Here is a 19,742-nt window from a genome sequence, read left to right on the forward strand (position 1 = left end):
CCATCAGAGCAATAAAAAAGCCCTGCACATAGGCAGAGCAAACAAACGGCCGAAACCGACCCCATGCGGGGCTTCTTACTTGCGCAACCTATGCTGGCTCGGTGAACCGAACTTCGAGGAGCTTACGCTCCTAACCAACAGTCTGTGGTTTACGGGTGTTTACTGTACGCCAAGCCGAGGACTTTCCATCTCTCCAAAGCAGTGCAGCATGTCGTGATCTGGCGTGATTGGGCGTGATTGGGCGTGATCTGGCACAGTATGACGTGTTCTGTCGAGTATGACGCGGTAAGTCGCAGTATGGCAGGACGCGGCCAAATATGCAACGTCACGTTCAAGGCAATTCAACCACTTAATGCGTAATACTCAAGCCAACGTCCTAAAGCAGCACAGCGCAACGTCTAACGCAACACAACATCCGACGCAATACAACGTCCAATGCTCATGTCCAGTGCTCCACACCTGCGCAACACTCAACCGCAATACAACGTCCAGCGCTCAATATCCAACGCTCCACATCACGCAGCAAAAACGTCGCTCACAACCCGCCAGCGACGGAAACGACGCGACACCACCATCCAACGCAACAAAAACGTCACTCACAACCCATCAACGACGGAAACAACGCGACACCACCATCCAACGCAACAAAAACGTCACTGACAAGCTCGCAGAGACGGAAACAACGCAAAGTCGCTACACCACGCAACAAAAACATCACTGACAAGCCGCGGGCGAAAACAAGACGCAGCGCGTTGGAAACACGTCTCAGCACAGCGGAACGAGTCGCAGCACACCGGCGTGTCGAATCGGTGACCATTCGTCCACATTGATTGATTTTCACCCTCGATACGGCGACAATCGCATACTGTATGAGCATGAAACGTCATCCTGAACTCTGCGCGCTCATGAACCAAGCGCACCACGCACAACGCTGCGCGACCGCTCCGAACAGCCATATGGCACGCGCTATGCAACGTCGCAGACAGTGCGGGGAACTAGTGAGCCCTTACCCCGCAACATTCATCGAACCAGAAATATGGGATGCATTGTCCACCGGCGAACGCACGCTGTGGATCGCTCGAGCAGTAGCGCAAATACACCCGCAGTGGGTCTTCACCGATCTAACCGCAGCATCGATCTATGGATTGTGGATCAATCATCGACTCAACCAAGCATGCAACATACATATCGTTCAGCACCGTGGGCAACATGGCGAACGAGCACAATCACACTTGCGGCACATCTACATGAACACGCCATGCGACTCACGATACGATTCTTTGCCGGTGACCTGCGTGGCGCACACCCTCATCAGCTGCGGTAGTCGATACCCTCTCACAGACGTACTTCCCCTCGTAGATTCCGCACTGCGCAGCGGCCTGATACAACGTTCAGAACTCGAAAAGAATATTGGCTCACTAAACCTGCCTATGCGCTCACGGCACTTGAAACGGTTGTTACGCATGGTCACATACGCAAATCCGCTCAGCGAAAACGGCGGAGAGTCGATGTGCCGCGCCACCATGCTCGAGCTCGGATTCCCCATCCCACGACTGCAGGTACCGCACCGAAACCCAAACAATCCGCGCAGTCCTCTACGCGTAGACTTCGAATTTACCGCCATCGATGGGTCAACTGTCGCAGTGGAGTTCGACGGCGAGCAAAAATATGCCGATCCTGCCATGACCGGCGGCAAAACGATCCCGGAAACGGTGCACGATGAACGCAATCGTGAAATAGCGTTGTACCATGATGGCATCGACCGGCTCGTACGAATCAACTTTCGCGAAATGGTAAGAAAACGACCAATGGCACAGAAACTGATCAATGCCGGCATCCCCCGCACCGACCTTACAGAGAGCTGAGGGGTACGGCAGCGCATCATTTCCGTCGCTACGAGCTGGTCAACGACGGAAATGACGCGCACCCGAGACCGTACGCAATAAAACCGACGCTAATCGAAAGTCAACGACGGAAATAATGCACATCGAAGAAAGCGTGCAACAAACCCGACTCTTATCGATAATCAACGACAGGAATAATGCGCGCCTAGGCCCATACGCAACAAAACCGACGCTAATTGGAAATCAACGACGGAAATGATGCGCACCAGATACCGTACGCAATAAAACCGTCGCTTATCGATAATCAGCGACGGTTCTGTTGCTAAAGATGGGATGGCGGGAGGTTGGGAACGATTGTAGGAGTCACATTGCGGTGCCGATGGAATCATGCAACGGCATCGCAGACAAGACTCGTCGGTTACAACACGACATATACAGGAAGCCGACCATGAGAATACGACGACTCGCATAGCAAAGCCAATGATTTAGAGTCGACTTGCACCGTAAAGTCACCGGTTATAGCACGGGCTGCACAGGAAAGCCGCCTATAAATTACATCTTGCAAAGCAAAGCCAACGATCAGAGTCGGCTCGCACAGCAAAATCGCCAGTTGCGACACGTGTTGTACAGGAAAGTGGACGGTCATAACACGACTTGCAAAGCCAAGTTAACAGTTCGAACACGACTTGCAGGGCACAGTCACCATCCAGAACACGGCTTGTACAGGAAAACCGCTTGCCATAACACGACGCGCAAGACAAAGTCACTACCTCGAACAAATCTGCACAACAAAAGCGCCAGTTATAGCACGGCTTGCAAGGCAAAATCGACGATGAAGAGTGCGACAACCACCCACATGACGGGGTGAATCTCCTTGGCTTTGCGCTTGCTCACCTTGACCAGGCAGTACATGATGAAGCCTGCGGCAATACCGTTGGAGATGGAGTACGACAGCGCCATGAACACCGAGGCAAAGAGAGCCGGAATAGCTTCGGCTATGTCACCCCAGTCGATTTCCTTGAGACTGGAGGCCATCATGGCACCAACGACAACCAGCACGCCGGCAGTAGCTGCAGACGGGATGGCGGAGACCAACGGCGAGAGGAAAATGGTGACCGCAAAGCACAAGGACACCACAACCGAAGTCAGGCCGGTACGGCCACCGGCGGCGATGCCCGCAGACGATTCCACATAGGTACTGATGTTGGAGGTGCCGAAGACCGAGCCGATCGACGTGGCGATGGAGTCGGCGAAGAGCGTCTTGTCCATCTTTGAGCTGAAGCCCTTGCCACTGCTCATATTCTTGATGTCCTCATCGGTGAAGATTCCGGTGTGACGGCCGGTGCCAACAAGCGTGCCGATCGTGTCGAACGTGTCGGACATAGAGAAGGCGAAAATGGTGATGAGTACGAGCGGAAGTCGTGAAACGTTGGAGAACAGTGCCGGGAAGCCTTGCGGACTGAAAATGGCACCGAAGGTCTGAGGCAGTTGAGAGAAGGTCTGACCGACCGACATGGAGCTGGACATGGTGGTGATGCCGAACGGGATACCGACGATGGCAGCTACGACGATGGCAATAAGCAGACCGCCACGTACGTTGAGGACGGTGAGCACGATGGCGAGTACCAGACCGATGAGGAAGACCCACAATTCGGGCTTGTTGAGTACTGCCAGACCAGGAGTTGCAGCGGTGGCGACACCAGTGCCGGCCTCTTTGGCATCTTTGGGGGTGAAGTTGATGAAACCGACGTTAAGGAAACCGACGTACATGATGAACAGGCCGATACCGCCGCCGATGGCATGCTGCAAGGATTCGGGAATACTGGCGATAACGAGCTTACGGATGGAGGTGACGGTGATGACGATGTTGATCAGACCGCACAGAAAGACCATGCACAGCGTCTCCTGCCAAGTGAAGCCCAGACCGAAGCAGACCGTGTAGGTGAAGAAAGAGTTAAGACCCATGCTGGCTGATTGGGCGTACGGCACATTGGCGAACAAGCCCATGATAAGCGTGCCTACGATTGAGGCGATGATGGTTGCGAGGAATACGCCGCCCCATGGCATACCGGTCTGACTGAGAATCTGGGGATTGACGACGACGATGTAACTCATCGCGAAGAATGTGGTGATACCTGCGGCTACTTCAGTGGATACTTTGGTATTGTTTTCCTTGAGATGGAAGAACTTGTCCATCATGCTCTTTTCCTTGGTTTGTGCACGACCGGCACACCCAGGAAGACCTCACCAAACACTGAAAATCAACCCCTGAGCCGGCAACGCCAGTTCAAGCATTGAAGTGCGACAGGGAAACTTGGGATTGGCCGGAGCCGTGCAGAGGTTGCTGCGACTCGTCCGAAACCAGCGGGCACCAACGCCCAGCTGCCAACACAACCAAGCCAGTTCCCGCCAACAGCGGATACGCTCATCCTACCATGACGCACTTCACAAAATGCCCGAGGAAACGCCTATTACGATACTGGGAATTACAAATACCACCATGCACCGTGCAATACCGGCATTGGGTTGCCAGATGCAGCTTGCCCGACCGCACGATACAGTGCGCCACATCTCACTGAAACAGCAATCGCACTTTCAGCACTTCAGAGCATAAAGCTTCATGAAGCACATGGGGACTCAGTCCTGCGCCTCGTGCGCGCGTTCTCCACAATGGCTTGCACACGGTCCATCTCATCCATGACCGACAGCGTACGCTCTGTATTGCAGCGGGCCGCCTCATCTTCTTGTGCATCTCGGTTAGCTCTATACGCGTCTATATACAGCGTCCACACAGCCCACGACACATCAGCCGGAGGCTTGTGCCAAATTGATTTCCCGTCTTCGGATCAATGGTCGAATATGGCTCCCCTGGATCGACCTGATCACGTACTGCCTGCGGAAGCCGCTCCAACTGCAGATTAACCCCTACCAACACATTCAGTGAGTAGCGCAGCGCAATCTGATTGTGCTCATATCGTTGCGACGCAGCCTCAAACTGACGCGCCGCAGCAATCTAACACAGCACATACACCACAATCACGCTGACTACCGCAACGGCCAATCTCTTGACATATAGCAAGCGCTGCTCACGCTTACCCATATGCAAATCCATATGCACCATGACACTCCCCCCCCCCTCACCTAACCTGACAGTGCCGGCCTGACAGCACCGTCTTGCTACAGCCGGATTGAACTCACCCGAAACGGCCGGAGATGTAGCGCTCGGCAGCCTCGTTACGCGGGTTGTTGAACATGGTGGCGGTATCGGAGAAATATTCCAGATGACCGGGCTTGCCCACGGCCTGCAGATTGAAAAATGCGGTGTAGTCGGCCACGCGGGCGGCCTGCTGCATGTTGTGCGTGACAATCACGATGGTGTAGTCGCGCTTGAGCTCATCGATCAGATCCTCCACAGCCAGCGTGGAAATCGGATCGAGAGCCGAGCAGGGTTCGTCCATGAGCAGCACCTTGGGGCGCACCGCCACCGCGCGGGCGATGCACAGCCGCTGCTGTTGACCTCCGGACAAGCCGATGCCCGGAGCGTCAAGCCTATCTTTCACCTCGGCCCACAGGTTTGCCCCCTTAAGCGCCCACTCCACCAAATCGTCGGCATCGCCCTTGGAAATCTTGCGGTTGTTGAGCCTGACACCGGCCAACACGTTGTCCCTGATGGACATGGTCGGGAATGGGTTGGCCTTCTGGAACACCATGCCCACGTCGCGCCGCACCGCCACCGGATCGACCCCTTGACCATACAAGTCCTCGCCGTTGAGCAGCACCTGACCGGTGACACGGGCACCCGCCGTCAACTCATGCATACGGTTCATCGTGCGCAGCACCGTCGATTTGCCGCAGCCGGAAGGCCCGATGAATGCGGTCACCTTGCCTGGCTCAATAGTGATGTTCACGTCCTGGACGGCGAGGAAGTCACCATAGTAGACGTTCAGGTGTTTCACCTCTATACGTTGCCCCATATCGGTTCCTACTTTCTGCCTTGCTGACGGGAGAAGACGCGTTGCACGGCACGGCCTGCGAAGTTCAGGAGCAGCACCAGCACAATGAGCACCAGCGCTGCGGCCCACGCCCGCTCCATGGGGATACTCTCTACGCATGACGGCCCGGCCGAGGCTGGGCACGTGACCGAAAGCTTGGTGTATTCCTGGTAGACGTACACCGGCAGAGTGGTCATCTGCCCGGAGAACAGGTTAAAGTTCGTGGTGGAGATGAAGCCGGCGGTCATGAGCAGCGGCGCGGTCTCGCCGATGACACGAGCCACAGCCAGCAGCACTCCCGAAACGATGCCAGGCAAAGCGGTACGCAACACCACTTTGGTAATGGTGCGCTGCTTGGTGACGCCGAGCGCCACAGAAGCCTCACGCAAATCAACAGGAACAGCCAGCAGCATTTCCACGCTCGAATTGACCACGGTGGGAATCATGAGCAGGGATAGCGCCACAGAGCCTTCGAAGCCGTTGAGCGTGCCGGGGCCGAAGATGAGCGTAAACATGGAGAAGGCAAACAGGCCGGCCACGATGGAGGGAATACCGCTCATCACGTTGACCAACAACAGCACAGTGCGCTTGAACCAGCCGTCGCGCGCATATTCGGTGATATATACCGCACACATCAAGCCCAGCGGCACACTGATGACCATGGCTCCCAACGTGATTTCAAGCGTGCCTATGATGGCATGCTCCACGCCGCCGTGCCCTCCCGAAGGTGTGGGCTTGCCGCCGATAACACCGGACATGTTGTAGCTCAAGAAGTTCCAGTTAAGCCTGCCGATGCCTTTGGAAACCGTCGTCCACAATAGCGAGATGAGCGGGATGAGAGCGGCAAGGAACGCAACGATGATCAACAAACGCATGACCAGATCAACGATCTTGCGCCACCGCAGACGGCTGGCGGAGGGGCGCAGCTTGGAAAAATCGGGGACGCGTGCTTTTGCAGCGTCTGAAACCATCCCCTCATCGGCACCGCGCTTGGGCTCACCGACAGCAGGCGGCATTGCAGTGGACGTTACAGCATCCGACTTGCGCTGCCTGCGCACCGTTCCCAGCACCGTTCCCAACCGCGCGCGCAGACCAGTGGTTTTGGGAGCTGCGGACTTGCCGGTTATTCGGCGAGCCACCACGTTGACCACGAATGTGATAACGAACAGCACCAAACCGGTGGCGGTGAGAGCCGACACGCCCAGCGGGTTGGCCTCAGGGAACTGCGAGGCAATGTTGGCGGCTATGGTTTGCGTTTTCGAAGCTTGCAGCACATGCCACGAGAAGCTGGAACCGGGCGAGAGAATCATCATGACGGCCATCGTCTCACCCAAAGCGCGCCCCAGTGCGAGCATAGCTGCCGAGACGATGCCGGACTTGGCTTGCGGCAACACGGCAAGACGAATCATTTCCCATTTGGTGGCGCCCAAGGCCAGCGCCGATTCCATGCCGATCTGCGAGGAACTTTGGAACAGGTCCCGCGTCATGGAGGCAATGATGGGCATGATCATAACGGCCAGCACCAATGCCACAGTGGCAGCAGTACGAGGCGGGTTGGCAGCTGGGCCGGAGAACATGGGAATCCAACCCAACACTCGGGACAGCCATTTCCAGAAGCCGTATGTGGCCGGTACCAGTACGATGCTCCCCCACAAGCCGTAGATGACCGAAGGGATGGCAGCGAGCAGGTCAACGACCATGCTCAGCAGTCGCGACAGTCGTTTGGGCGCATAAAACGTGATAAACAGTGAGACGCCGATGGAGACGAATAAGGCAATAACCAGAGCCACAGCAGCGATGAGCACAGTGCCGAAAAGCAACGGCCCCACATACCCCAAGAAGTTTGAAGCCTTACCGCCAGACAGTTCCGAGAAGGTATGCGAGACCTCACTCTGATCGCCACAAAGTACCGGCCAGGCGCGCACCATAAGGAAAATCAACACCGCGCCGAGCAATAGAGTAATGATGATTCCCGCAGCAAACGCGAGCGTGCGGAATGCCTTGTCTGCGCCAGCTCCACGCCCTGCCCACGAGCTATTCTCCGGCGCGCGTTGCGTTGGGGAATCGGTCGGCGCGGACTGCGCCATGCTGGACTCGGGACGCGTCATGAGGTTTGAACCTTTGCCACGCTACGTGCCACTTTCTCCTGCAGCGAGGAGCCCAGCGGTGCGGAACCGGTGTTGTCTTGAGCCACTTTCTGCCCTTGGCTGCCGGTCACATATTCCAGCCATGAGCGGACGAAACGACCGGTGCCGGCGTCCTTGTATGCCGGGCAGGCCACTGCGTAGGAGACGAGCACCACCGGGTAGGAATCCTTGGCTTGGGTAGCATAATTGACGTCAACCACTACGCGCCCGCTCGACTTGGGGAACTGACGCAGTGCGGATGCATCGACCACTTTGGAGGCCGCATCGGGAGAAGGCGGCACATAAGCAGAGCCGACTTTGACTGCAATGGTGCCGAAATCACCGGTTTTCGCCGCATCTACGTAGCCGATGGTGCCGTCAGCCTGAGAGACGGTGGTCACCACGCCATCAGTACCTTTGGCAGCCTGTCCCACGTCGTTTGGCCAGTTCTCTTGCGGATCGTGGGGCCACGCCTCCCCCGCTGCGGCTTTGAGGTATGATGTGAAGCTTTGCGTGGTGCCGGACTTATCAGAACGATGCACCACAGTGATGGGAGTATCGGGCAAGTCCACGAGCGGATTCTGTTCTTTAATGGCATCGTCGTTCCAGCGGGTGATCTGCCCATCGAACATACGAGCCACCGTGACAGCATCGAGGTTGAGATGCCGCTCCCCCGCCGTTGCACCTGTAGAGAAGACACCCCGCAAGTTGAAGACGATGGCGATGGGAGAAATATAGACCGGAACGTCAAACGCTGTGCCCGAGGCGCAGACAGCTGCCGACTGATCCACCTGGGCATCGCTGAGCGGTGCATCGCTGCCGGCCCAAGCGGTGGCACCGGTCATGAACGTAGTGACTCCGGCACCCGAACCGGTCGGATTGTAGGCGATGTTCGCCTGACTGTTGGTCTTGCGGTATGAAGCGATCCATGCCTCAGTGGCACCTTGCTGCGAGGACGCGCCAGCACCATAGAATTCACCAGAGATGCCGGAGGCCTGACCTGCTTGCCGATTCGCAGTATCGGAATCGTCTACGTTGTCGCCACATGCCACCAAAGACAGCGGCAGGGCGAGACACGACACAGCCGCCAAGGCGCGGCACCATATGGAGGTTCGCTTGATGCTCATTACTCCCTATTGTCTCAAAACACATAGCCCAGCGCGACCAAACAGGTGTCGGTCGGGCTGGGCACGCGCTCCGAAAGCCGCGACACGCCGAGAATAGTGCGACTTCGGTCGGAACTTAGCTAGAGGCGAGTGACGATATCGACCGCCAACTTGGCCGCCGTATCGGCGTACTCGGAGATGTCAAACTCCTTGAATTCCTCATAATCAGTGTCTGCATTGTCAGACAAGGCACGTACCACCAGCACCGGCACACCGTTACGCACCGCCACATGCGCCACGGCAGCGCCTTCCATCTCCACAGCATCCGCCTGGGTCTCCTCGATGACCGCAGCAATCTTCTGCGGAGTATCGACAAAGTAATTGCCCGAGGCAATAGTGCCGACCATGTGGTGGATGCCCATATCGTTCAGAGCGTCCTGAGCCACGTCCAGCAGGTGCTGGTCGCTGTGGAATTCCTCGGTCACCGGCTCCCACTGAGCGATCAGGCGCATATCAGAATCCAAGTACCGCAGCGTGCCACCGAGCACCACATCGTTGATATGCATGCTCTTGTTGAGCGATCCGGCAATGCCGGTGAAGATGACCGCTTCGGGGCTAAACGTGTCGACAAGGCATTGAGTGGTAGCCGCGGCATTCACCAAGCCCATGCCACCGACCGTGGCCGCTACCCGCACAGGTTCGCCTTCACGGTTGGTGATGGTACCTGAGAGCATGTCGAGACTGGCGGCCTTGACGTGGCGAACATCGTCAAGTGACTTGGCAATGTGGGCTACTTCTTCTTCCATGGCTCCGATGATGGCGATGGTCTTCATGAGATTCCTCTCGAGTTGATGGTTGATGGATAAGTGAGAATAGCCCTACTCCTGGCGCGTGCGACGAGACGTTACCGCGCTGGCAAGGCCACGCAGTAGTTCTTCGGTGCGCTCCCACGAGATACAACGGTCCGTAATAGACTTGCCGTATTCCAATTCGCTCAACGGTGCAGGCTCTTGATTACCGCCTTCGATGAAGCTTTCCATCATCAAACCGGTAATGCCCGGCTCGCCGTGTGCGATACGCTCAGTCAGTTCTTCGACCACCTGCGCCTGACGTTCTTCGTCCTTGCCGGAGTTGCCATGCGAACAGTCAATGACCAGACCTCGTGAGGCCGCACAATCTTCAGGCATCTGCGAACGCACAATCTCCATGGCTTGACGTACCGAATCAGCATCATAGTTAGGGCCGGTACTCGAACCGCGCAACACCACATGGCAGTCCGGGTTGCCCAGCGTCTCCACGGCACTGGCACGCCCATTGTGGTCGATGCCGAAGAATGTCTGCCGACGAGCCGCAGTGAAGCAGCTGTCAACAGCCACTTTCACCGAACCGTCAGTGGCGTTTTTGAAACCGACCGGCATGGATAGGCCACTGGCCAATTGCCGGTGCACTTGGGAACCGGTGTTGCGCGCGCCGATGGCACCCCAGCTCACTGCATCAGAGATGTACTGAGGGCTGGTAGGCTCCAGGAACTCTGTGGCGGCTGGTAGCCCAGCACCCAGCACACCCAGTATGGTCTGCCGCGCCAAGAGCAAACCTTTTACGATGTGGTAGCTGCCGTCGATATCGGGGTCGTTAATCAGCCCTTTCCAGCCCACGGTGGTGCGTGGCTTCTCAAAGTACGCCCGCATAACAATGAGCAAACGGTCCTTCAGCTCGCCGTTCAGTGCTGAAAGACGACGCGCATAGTCGAGGGCGGCTTCGGGGTCATGCACCGAGCATGGCCCCACTACCACAAGCAACCGGTCGTCTTCTCCACGCAGGCATGCGCAAATCTCATCACGAGAACTCGCCACCAACGCCTGGGACTGCTCACTGAGGGGGTAACTCGACAGCACCTCAGCCGGAGTGGGCAGCGGTTCAAGCTCAAAAACCCTCCGATTGATGATTCGGCTCATGCCCATCTGGTCTTCCCAGCGAGTTTCATTATTGTTCCTGCTGCCCGGTGCTGTGTCAGCCATGCGATTTGACTTTCTTTCTTATTCGGCTTACTGCTCGGAATCCTGTGCAGCCTCGGCATTCGCCTGGTTCGCTGCAGCACTCAACGCTGCAAGCCCTGCGGCTTCCTCACTCTGCTCCGGCTCGGCTTGCGCAGGCTGTGCTGGACTCGTTTCGGGCTTGCTTTCCAAATCAAAGTTGAACCCTGAGAAGGCGTTGGCGAACATGGACTTGAGTTCCGTGACCCGCTTGGTGATATCAGCCTCACGGTTCTGCATCTGTGCGATGCGAGCGTCAAGACTATCCAGCTCCTCCTTAGCGGCAGCACGACGCTCATCGATCTTCTTTTGTGCGTCGTCGCCGGCCTGCTCCACAATCTTCGACGCTTCCGCATCAGCACCCTTGCGCTTGGAAAGTGCATAGGCATCCGCTTCGTCACGCACATCCTTGGCCTTGGAAACCAGGCCGTCAGCCTCAGCCTTGGCGGCAGCACGGCGCTCTTCAAGCTGCTGGAGCAGTTCGGTCACCTTCTTGGTGGCATCGTCCTGCTGGGCGGAGATATCAGCACGAATCTGCTCCACCTCGGCATTGACCTGCGCTTTGGTCTTGGTGGCCTCGACCTGAGCTTTGTCGGTAATCTCCTGTGCTTTGGACTGCGCCTCGTCGGTAATCTCACCGGCTTTGCGCTGGGCAGTAGACGTCATACGAGAGACTTGATCGCGAGCGCTGGCCAACTTCTTGTTGGCTTCCTCAATGGCGGCCTCGATCTGGTCGCTGGCATCACTTTTGAGCTTGGCGATTTCGTCGTTGGCGTCCTTGCGCAGTGTGGCGACCTCTTCGGTGGTCTTGGCCTTCAAATCGGACATCTCTCGCTCGTGCTTTGCCTTCTCGGATGCAAGACGCTTATCGTGCTCTTCTCGGGAGTTACGCACCTCGATAGCGGCGGTGTCTCGTTGCTCAGTGACCGCCTTTGCGGTTTCGTCACGCAGCCTGGCAGCATCCTCCTTGGCGCTGGTGGAGATGGAATCCGACTCGGTTTTGGCTTTGGCGAGAATCGTGGCGGCTTTGGCATTGGCCTCGTCAATGATGTGCTGCGAGTCAAGTTTGGCGTTGTTGATGAGCGTCTGCACTTGGGACTGAGCGGCCGCACGAGTGCTTGCGGCGTCCTGCTTGGCACGGTTCACCAACTCGGCACTGGTTTGTTCGGCCGAAGCGAGCACCTGCTGCGCATTGGCACCCAAGGAGGCGAAGGAACCGCCCTTCGACGCTTTCTTGACGTTGTTTTTCTCTTCCTGCAACTTGGCCTGCAAGCGCAGAATCGTCTCATCGCTTGAACTAACCTGTTCCCGCAATCGGTTTACGGTATCTTGAGCTGCGGCAAGCGCCTCGTCCACCTTAGCCTTATCGTAACCTCGCATGACAATTGGGAACTGATCCACCATATTGGTTCCTTTCATTGGAAAGCCGGGCTCACAACCGCCGAGCACGCACACCGATTATCGTTGTTTTCAATTCTAATGCACGGACGACCAAAAAACTCGCTCCGCACACAAAATTTTGACAATATATTTCGTACTCATCCTCGTTGCCCAATGGTTCCTTGCACCTCGAGAAAGGTCAAAGCCACTCTGATGCTTGAAAATCAGGCAAGCAGAATATCAGCCGATGTGGGCTCGAGATAGTATCGTGCCGTATCCAGCACCACGTCCCGGCATGCGGCGACCTGCTGTTCGACAGTCAAACCCATGGCGTCCAACTCATGCTGGGAGATGACAGGCAGGCTGACGAACCCGGAAAGCACACGCGGACGCAAAGCCGTCCAGTTCATGAGATGGTAGAACAGCGTATTACACACAAACGTACCAGCATCCGAGCTCAGCGCCGAAGCAATACCATGCTCGCCAAAATCGTGGAGTATGGAGCGCAACGGCAGGCGCGTCCACAAAGCGGCTGGACCACTGGCATCGATAGGTTGCCGGTCAGCGGAGCGGTCGCGCACCTCGGCGAGGTCAGACGAGACGGAAGCAGCACCCGCCTGGACCACATCCACCATATTGGTGGCGCACCGCTCGAGCAGAATGCCACGGGCGGTGCGTTTGAGGCCAGTCGCCACCACAATGTCCGGGTGCACCTCGTCCAGCGTGCGCTTCAGCTCGGGCCATGCCCGCTCAAAACTCACCGGCAGCAACACCGAGGTAAGCGCGAAATCAACGCCATGCAGCACATCGTCACTTCCGTCGGCGCTGACTCCTTGCTCAGCAAGCCGCTCAATGACAATGCGTGACGGGTTGTCCTCAACGCCCTCGTAGGGGTCAAATCCCGAAATCACCACGTTGATTCGCGTCATGTTTTATCCTTCCCTCATGATGAGTGCCAGCATACGGCCCTCATGAGGTTTGTGAGCCAAGGCCGCCCGACGGTGCGAGTACCACAACGGGTTCTCCACAGTGCACATGCCCTCGCGAACGGACTGCACTCGCTTGTGCAGACTGGCATCACCCTCACCATCCGTGGCACACAACCCTTCCAGTTCCGGATCTTCTGCCAAATATTGCGCGGCGGCAGCTACGCGAGGCAGCGAAGAAACCACATTGTCGGCAGGCACGCCGGCTTGGCGCAACTCCTGCAACGCAGCAGCGGAAATATTGATACCCGGTCCGCCGAAACGAGTCAGGCTGAACGTACCGGGGAACTGCGCATCGAACTCGTCGGCAATCTCATCGCCCACCTCATAGCAATCGGCACAGATGCTCGGGCCGAGTGTGACCACGATGCGCTCCGGGCTGGCACCCTTGGTTTCCATGAGTTCTACCGTGTGCCGCAGCACACCAGCCTGTAAGCCGCGGCGACCGCAATGCGCGGCGGCGATGACGCCTGTTTGCGGATCTGCCAACAGTACCGGCAAGCAGTCCGCAGCGAACATGCCCAATGCCACACCACTGCGAGAACTCACCTGTGCATCGGCATCAACTCTCAGGCTCAGAACACCGCCCTCAGCCATCGTACCAATGGTGTCGATACCAAGCTCGTCTACGTCAACCGCCTCACCGGAATGCACTTGGTTCACCAAAGAGATCGGCATGCCAAGCGCCTGAGACAAAGCCTCACGATTCCGAGTCACCGCAACGGCATCGTCACCGACTTTGCCGCCGAGATTGCATGAGGCCCAATCACCCTCACTGACTCCCCCAAGCCTGGTCGTATACACCGCTGTGATGCCGGGCGCCAAGGCGATCGGAATGGTAACCGGGATGGGATTGCCGGCTTTATCCACCGGGCTGATGGCGTTGCTGTCCATGATCGCCTCGTCGAACTCACGCCCGTCTGCCGCGTTGTCACCTGCATGTACTGTTTGCGTCATATCGCTCATGCACCCAACTTCGCCATCTCGTCCTGGCTCAACGCCAAGTCGCCGGCATGGAGACTGTCAAGAATCGTCTCGGGACGGTGCGCGCCAGGAATGACGAACATGTGGTCACCGAGCGCAAGCTCCCATGCCAACACCACCTGCTGGTAGCTCACACCATGGGCTTCGCCAACCTCACGGAACACATCATATTTGCTCTCATCCTTGGTCTTGCGGTATCCACCCAACGGACTCCACGCCACAAATGCAATACCCTTGCCGGCCGTGTAATCCAACGTATCGCGAGTGTCTTGGAAGGAAGGTGAGAACTGGTTCTGCACCGCCACCAAACGTTCACCCAAAATGCCCCGAGCAATATCAATCTGCTCGACGGAAGCATTGGATATGCCCGCCTGCTTGGCCACGCCTTCATCGACCAGCTGATTGATGGCTTCGATGGACTCGTTGTACGGAACCGAGGGGTCGGGACGGTGGAAGTACAGCAGATCGATGGCGTCGACACCGAGCGCCAGAGCCGACTGCTTCGCATGTTCAATCAAACGCTCAGGGCGACCATCGACCTTCCAAATGGGGGTTCCGGCCTCATCAAACGTGCGATAATGCCCGACTTTGGTGGCTATGGTGACTTCACCGCGCGGACCGTCCCACGTCTCCATAGCACGACGCACCAGCTTCTCGCCGGCCTGCTCCTCACCACCAGAACAGTAGTACGCCCAAGCAGTATCAATATGACGGCACCCGGCGTCAAGCGCTGCGTGAATGGTTTCAATGCCTTTAGCCTCACCAAGATTGTTCTCGATGGTCAGCGGCATCTCTCCCAAGCCAATGGCTGTGGTATCTACCGTTCCCAGATTTCTGTGCATCACCATGATGTCCCATCCGTTTCTTCATCCGCACGCGACAGGTGCCGCGATAATCCTGATTCCAGCGTAGAAAGCGCACTGGATTTTCGTTCCACATCAACACATTGCTTGCCGGGCATTCATTGTCATTGTCCCCAAGTAAGCGCGCGGTCAACAAACGTTGCTGTCCAAGCAACTCGTGGGAAAGAAGAGCGGCACGGTGGGAACGAGGCACAGCGCAACGGAAAAGCCGCGCAGTGCAGCGGAAACGAGGCGCAGCACAGCGGCGTGTCAAATCGGCGTCTATTCGTCCACATTGATTGATGTTTACTCACGATATGGCGGCAACCGCGTAACGCAAACGTCACTTGCCGAGCGTGACTTCGGGGACGATGCGACACCGCTGCCCAACGCAACAAAAACGACGCTGACAGCTCATCAACGACGGGAACGACGCGATACCACCATCCAACGCAACAAAAACGTCACTGGCAGCACGTCAGAGACGGAAATGATGCGACGCTACTGTCTCACGCAACAAAAACGTCACTGACAACCCATCAGAGACGGAAACGATGCGACGCCACCCTCTCACACAACAGAAACGTCACTCAGAAGATACCATCGACGAAAATGATGCACACGCACAACCTGCCGCAACAAAACCGTCGCTGACAAGCTCTCAACGACCGAAATGATGCAATAACCACTACCTAACGCAGCAAAACCGTCGCTTGCAGCCCGTCAGAGACGGAAACAACGCAATACCACCATCCAACGCAACAAAACCGTCGCCTACAACCCGGCAAAGACGGAAATAATGCGATGACGCTACCTAACGCAACAAAAACGTCGTTGACAGCATGTCAGAGACGGAAATGATGCGACGCCACCCTCTCACGCAACAAAAACGTCGCTCAGAAGATATCATCAACGGAAACGATGCACACGCAAAACCTGCCGCAACAAAACCGTCACCGACAAGCTCTCAACGACCGAAACGATGCAATAACCGCTACCTAACGCAACAAAAACGTCGCTTGCAGCCCATCAGAGACGGAAATGATGCGACGTCGCCGTCTCGCGCAACAGAAACGTCACTCACAACTCAGCAACGACTGAAGCGACGTAAGTCGACCATCCAACGCTATGAGCACCAAAGCCAGCCGACACAAATCAGTGAGCACAAGACCAGTCAATACAAGACCGGTAAGCACGAAGTCAGTCAATGCAAGATCAGTGCGCACAAAGTCAGTCAGTACAAGAACAGCAAACACAAGACCAGTCAAGACGAAGTCAGTGCACACAAAGTCAGTAAACGCAGAACCAGACATACAAGACCAGCAACGTAGGGTTGTCTGCACAAGGCCGTCTGCACAAGATTGTCAACATGAGGCAAGTCAACACAAGGTCATCTGCATGAACACGAACAGGGGGCAGCGTGGGCTGCACCCCTGTTGTTATATATCTGCCGTCATCTCGGCGCCAGACGAATTACTCACTGGAGTAGTTGCTGCGACGCGTTCACTCTCCGTAACTCCTCCATCTGCAATCTGCTTGATGCCGCGTCAAGGTGACACAGTTGGAGGTGACAGGCCACTCAAGGTGGCATGGCAGGGAGGTGACACGGCTGGAGAAGATGACATGGCTGACACGCCTGTAGGCGTGTCAGCGCAACATGTCAGTCCTCGTACGGATCGAAGTCGCGCACCACACGGCGGCGAGGACGCTCGGAGCGTTCCGTGCGCTCGGCACGGTACTCATCATAGTGATCATCAGATGCGTAGCGCGGATTACGGTCGTCACGACGACCACGGTAGCCGCCACGTCCACCATCACGACGGCCACCGCCACGACGATCGGAATAACGACCTTCACTGCGGCGAGGACGATCATCAAAATCACGATCATCACGGCTTGCGCGATCATCACGGTCACGGCGGCGGGAATCGCGGCGACGGTCATCACGCTCACCACGATCATCCTGGTCATCACGACGACGGCGAGGACGATCATCAAAATCACGATCATCGCGATCGTCACGGTCATCACGACGACGCTCTTCATAACCATGGCCACGCTCGCGGTCGTGATATCCACGCCCGCCTTCACGTCCACCTTCGCGGCGTCCGCCACGACGATCGTCACGGTCATCACGACGACGCTCATTGCGCAAATCCTGCTGCTCTTCGAAGCCGGGAATCGCCAAAGAAATCTTGCCGCGCTCGTCGATGCTCTGCACCACGACCTCAACCTGATCGCCTTCGGACAGCACGTCCTCGACCGCATCGATACGCTCGCCATCGGTGAGGTTACGGATCTGAGTGATGTGCAACAGGCCATCGGTGCCCGGGGTCAGGTTGACGAACGCGCCGAAGCTCGTGGTCTTGACTACCTTGCCGCTGAACGTCTCACCGACTTCCGGCACATGCGGGTTGGCGATGGCGTCGATGGTGGCCTTGGCGTCTTCGGCACCAGTGCCGCCCTCGGAGGAGATGTAGACAGTGCCGTCGTCCTCGATGGTGACCGAGGCACCGGTGTCCTCCTGAATCTGGTTGATCATCTTGCCCTTGGGTCCGATGACTTCGCCAATCTTGTCCACCGGGACGGAGGTGGTGATGATGTGCGGAGCGTTCTCACTCAGCTCAGCCGGAGCGTCAATGCAATCCTCAAGCACGTCGAGGATGGTGGCGCGCGCTTCCTTGGCCTGCTGCAGCGCAGATGCCAGCACGTCGGCAGGAATGCCATCGAGCTTGGTGTCGAGCTGAAGCGCGGTGATGAACTCGGATGTGCCCGCCACCTTAAAGTCCATGTCACCGAACGCGTCCTCGGCGCCCAAAATGTCGGTGAGTGTCTTGTAGACATGCTCTCCATCCACATCTCCGGACACCAAGCCCATAGCAATGCCCGCCACAGGAGCCTTGAGCGGCACGCCTGCGGACAGCAGCGACAGCGTGGAGGCGCAGACCGAGCCCATGGAAGTGGAACCGTTGGAACCAATGGCCTCAGAGACCTGACGAATGGCGTACGGGAAGTCCTCACGGCTTGGCAGCACCGGAGTCAGAGCCTTCTCAGCCAACGCACCGTGGCCAATCTCGCGACGCTTGGGGGAACCGACACGTCCGGTCTCACCGGTCGAATACGGCGGCATCTCGTAGTTGTGCATGTAACGCTTGGTGGCAGGTCCGGAGATGGCATCGATGGTCTGCTCCATCTTGAGCATGCCGAGCGTGGTAACGCCGAGAATCTGAGTCTCACCACGCTGGAAGAGCGCAGAACCGTGGACGCGAGGCACTACACCGACCTCTGCGGAAAGCGTACGAATGTCGCTCAGGCCGCGGCCATCGATACGGAAGTCCTCGGTGAGGATGCGACGGCGAACAATCTGGCGCTGCAGTTCCTTGAACGCATTGCCCAGTTCCTTGTCCTTCTCTGCCTCGTCCATATCAGTGAACTCGTTGGCCAGTTTGGTACGGACGCCTTCTTTGATCTCGTGGATGCGATCCTGTCGGGGCAGCTTCTCGGCGATGGAGAGCGCCTCATTGAGATCGGCGTGCGCGATCTGGTCGATGCAGTTGTACAGATCCTCGGTGTACTCCGGGAAGAGCTGGAACTCGCGAGTCTTCTTCGCAGCCTGCTCCTTGAGCTCGTTCTGCGCCTCGCAAATAGCCTTGATGAAGGGCTTGGCAGCCTCGAGACCACCGGCCACAACTTCCTCGTCCGGCTTGGTCTGACCCTCATCATAGATGAGCGTCCAAGCGTTCTTGCCGGCACCGGCCTCAATCATGGCGATAGCCACGTCGCCGTTGTCAACGACACGACCGGCCACCACGATCTCGAAGACAGCGCGCTCACGCTCACTCCAGCGCGGGAAGGCGACCCACTGGTCGTCGATAAGCGCCAGGCGCACACCAGAGACCGGGCCGTCGAACGGCAGTCCGGAAATCATAGTGGAAGCGGAGGCCGCGTTCAGGGCAATCATGTCGTAGGTATCTTCCGGGTTGCAGGACAACACGGTCTCAACAACCTGCACCTCGTTGCGCAGCGTGTGCGGGAACAGCGGACGCAGCGGACGATCGATGATGCGGCATGCCAGGATGGCCTCGGACGAGGGGCGGCCTTCACGACGGAAGAACGACCCGGGAATCTTGCCCGCAGCGTACATCTTCTCTTCCACATCAACCGTGAGGGGGAAGAAATCGTAGTTTTCCTTCGGGCTGGAGCCGGCGGTGGTGGTGGACAGCACCATCGAATCATCGTCCAGGTAGGCAGCCACGGCGCCGTCAGCCTGCTGGGCCAAGCGACCCGTCTCAAAGCGCAGCGTGCGCTTGCCGAATGTTCCATTGTCAATAACGGCTTCTACAGCCTTAATCTCGGGACCCTCCACGGGCTCCTCCTTTGTTTGTTCCTTGTATCCTACAGACTTCAAAATGTCCATTGCAGCGAACCGACCGCGGCACCTGCCGCATA

At 57.2% G+C, this 19,742-nt stretch carries 13 protein-coding genes and 1 pseudogene; 2 read left to right on the forward strand and 12 right to left on the reverse strand.

What is annotated here, in order from left to right; genetic code table 11:
• Positions 1-1,463: 1,463 nt before the first annotated feature.
• On the forward strand, positions 1,464-1,865 hold the full coding sequence (locus ACSYSO_RS07185) for a hypothetical protein (protein ID WP_491701732.1): 402 nt from the start codon (positions 1,464-1,466) through the stop codon (positions 1,863-1,865).
• 780 nt (positions 1,866-2,645) lie between these two features.
• Here the strand turns inward: ACSYSO_RS07185 and ACSYSO_RS07190 are convergent.
• From ACSYSO_RS07190 to ACSYSO_RS07240, 11 genes and pseudogenes are all read right to left on the reverse strand, one after another.
• The gene (locus ACSYSO_RS07190) at positions 2,646-4,040 is read right to left on the reverse strand and encodes an NCS2 family permease (RefSeq protein ID WP_489760951.1); all 1,395 of its coding nucleotides are present in this window, start codon (positions 4,038-4,040) and stop codon (positions 2,646-2,648) included.
• 998 nt (positions 4,041-5,038) lie between these two features.
• On the reverse strand, positions 5,039-5,818 hold the full coding sequence (gene pstB / locus ACSYSO_RS07195; protein WP_489760941.1) for a phosphate ABC transporter ATP-binding protein PstB: 780 nt from the start codon (positions 5,816-5,818) through the stop codon (positions 5,039-5,041).
• A gap of 8 nt (positions 5,819-5,826) precedes the next feature.
• Positions 5,827-6,807, reverse strand: coding sequence for a phosphate ABC transporter permease PstA (gene pstA / locus ACSYSO_RS07200; protein ID WP_489760950.1), 981 nt, complete (start codon positions 6,805-6,807; stop codon positions 5,827-5,829).
• A gap of 135 nt (positions 6,808-6,942) precedes the next feature.
• Positions 6,943-7,923 (reverse strand): annotated as a pseudogene (gene pstC, locus ACSYSO_RS07205) (phosphate ABC transporter permease subunit PstC); the annotation flags it as partial.
• Between the two features lie 17 nt (positions 7,924-7,940).
• Positions 7,941-9,089: a phosphate ABC transporter substrate-binding protein PstS gene (locus ACSYSO_RS07210; RefSeq protein WP_489760940.1), complete on the reverse strand. Its 1,149-nt coding sequence runs from the start codon at positions 9,087-9,089 to the stop codon at positions 7,941-7,943.
• A gap of 119 nt (positions 9,090-9,208) precedes the next feature.
• Positions 9,209-9,901, reverse strand: coding sequence for a 5'-methylthioadenosine/adenosylhomocysteine nucleosidase (locus ACSYSO_RS07215; RefSeq protein ID WP_489760939.1), 693 nt, complete (start codon positions 9,899-9,901; stop codon positions 9,209-9,211).
• Positions 9,902-9,946: 45 nt separating this feature from the next.
• Positions 9,947-11,086, reverse strand: a complete 1,140-nt coding sequence (locus ACSYSO_RS07220; protein ID WP_489760938.1) for a 3-deoxy-7-phosphoheptulonate synthase — start codon at positions 11,084-11,086, stop codon at positions 9,947-9,949.
• Between the two features lie 27 nt (positions 11,087-11,113).
• On the reverse strand, positions 11,114-12,505 hold the full coding sequence (locus ACSYSO_RS07225) for a cell division protein (RefSeq protein WP_489760937.1): 1,392 nt from the start codon (positions 12,503-12,505) through the stop codon (positions 11,114-11,116).
• 200 nt (positions 12,506-12,705) lie between these two features.
• A complete protein-coding gene (locus ACSYSO_RS07230; protein WP_489760936.1) occupies positions 12,706-13,410 on the reverse strand; it encodes a pyroglutamyl-peptidase I in 705 nt (234 codons plus the stop codon).
• Positions 13,411-13,413: 3 nt separating this feature from the next.
• On the reverse strand, positions 13,414-14,433 hold the full coding sequence (locus tag ACSYSO_RS07235; RefSeq protein ID WP_491701733.1) for a purine nucleoside phosphorylase YfiH/LACC1 family protein: 1,020 nt from the start codon (positions 14,431-14,433) through the stop codon (positions 13,414-13,416).
• Positions 14,430-15,299 (reverse strand): aldo/keto reductase, encoded by an 870-nt coding sequence (locus ACSYSO_RS07240; RefSeq protein WP_489760934.1) that lies wholly within the window; start codon positions 15,297-15,299, stop codon positions 14,430-14,432. Before ACSYSO_RS07240 ends, ACSYSO_RS07235 begins: the two co-directional genes overlap by 4 nt.
• 172 nt (positions 15,300-15,471) lie before the next feature.
• On the opposite strand from ACSYSO_RS07240, the gene ACSYSO_RS07245 reads away from it, so the two are divergent.
• On the forward strand, positions 15,472-15,825 hold the full coding sequence (locus ACSYSO_RS07245) for a hypothetical protein (protein WP_489760933.1): 354 nt from the start codon (positions 15,472-15,474) through the stop codon (positions 15,823-15,825).
• 1,128 nt (positions 15,826-16,953) lie between these two features.
• Here ACSYSO_RS07245 and ACSYSO_RS07250 read toward each other — a convergent pair.
• On the reverse strand, positions 16,954-19,659 hold the full coding sequence (locus ACSYSO_RS07250) for a polyribonucleotide nucleotidyltransferase (protein ID WP_489760949.1): 2,706 nt from the start codon (positions 19,657-19,659) through the stop codon (positions 16,954-16,956).
• Positions 19,660-19,742 lie beyond the last annotated feature (83 nt).

This window comes from Bifidobacterium sp. ESL1130, from assembly GCF_058507935.1.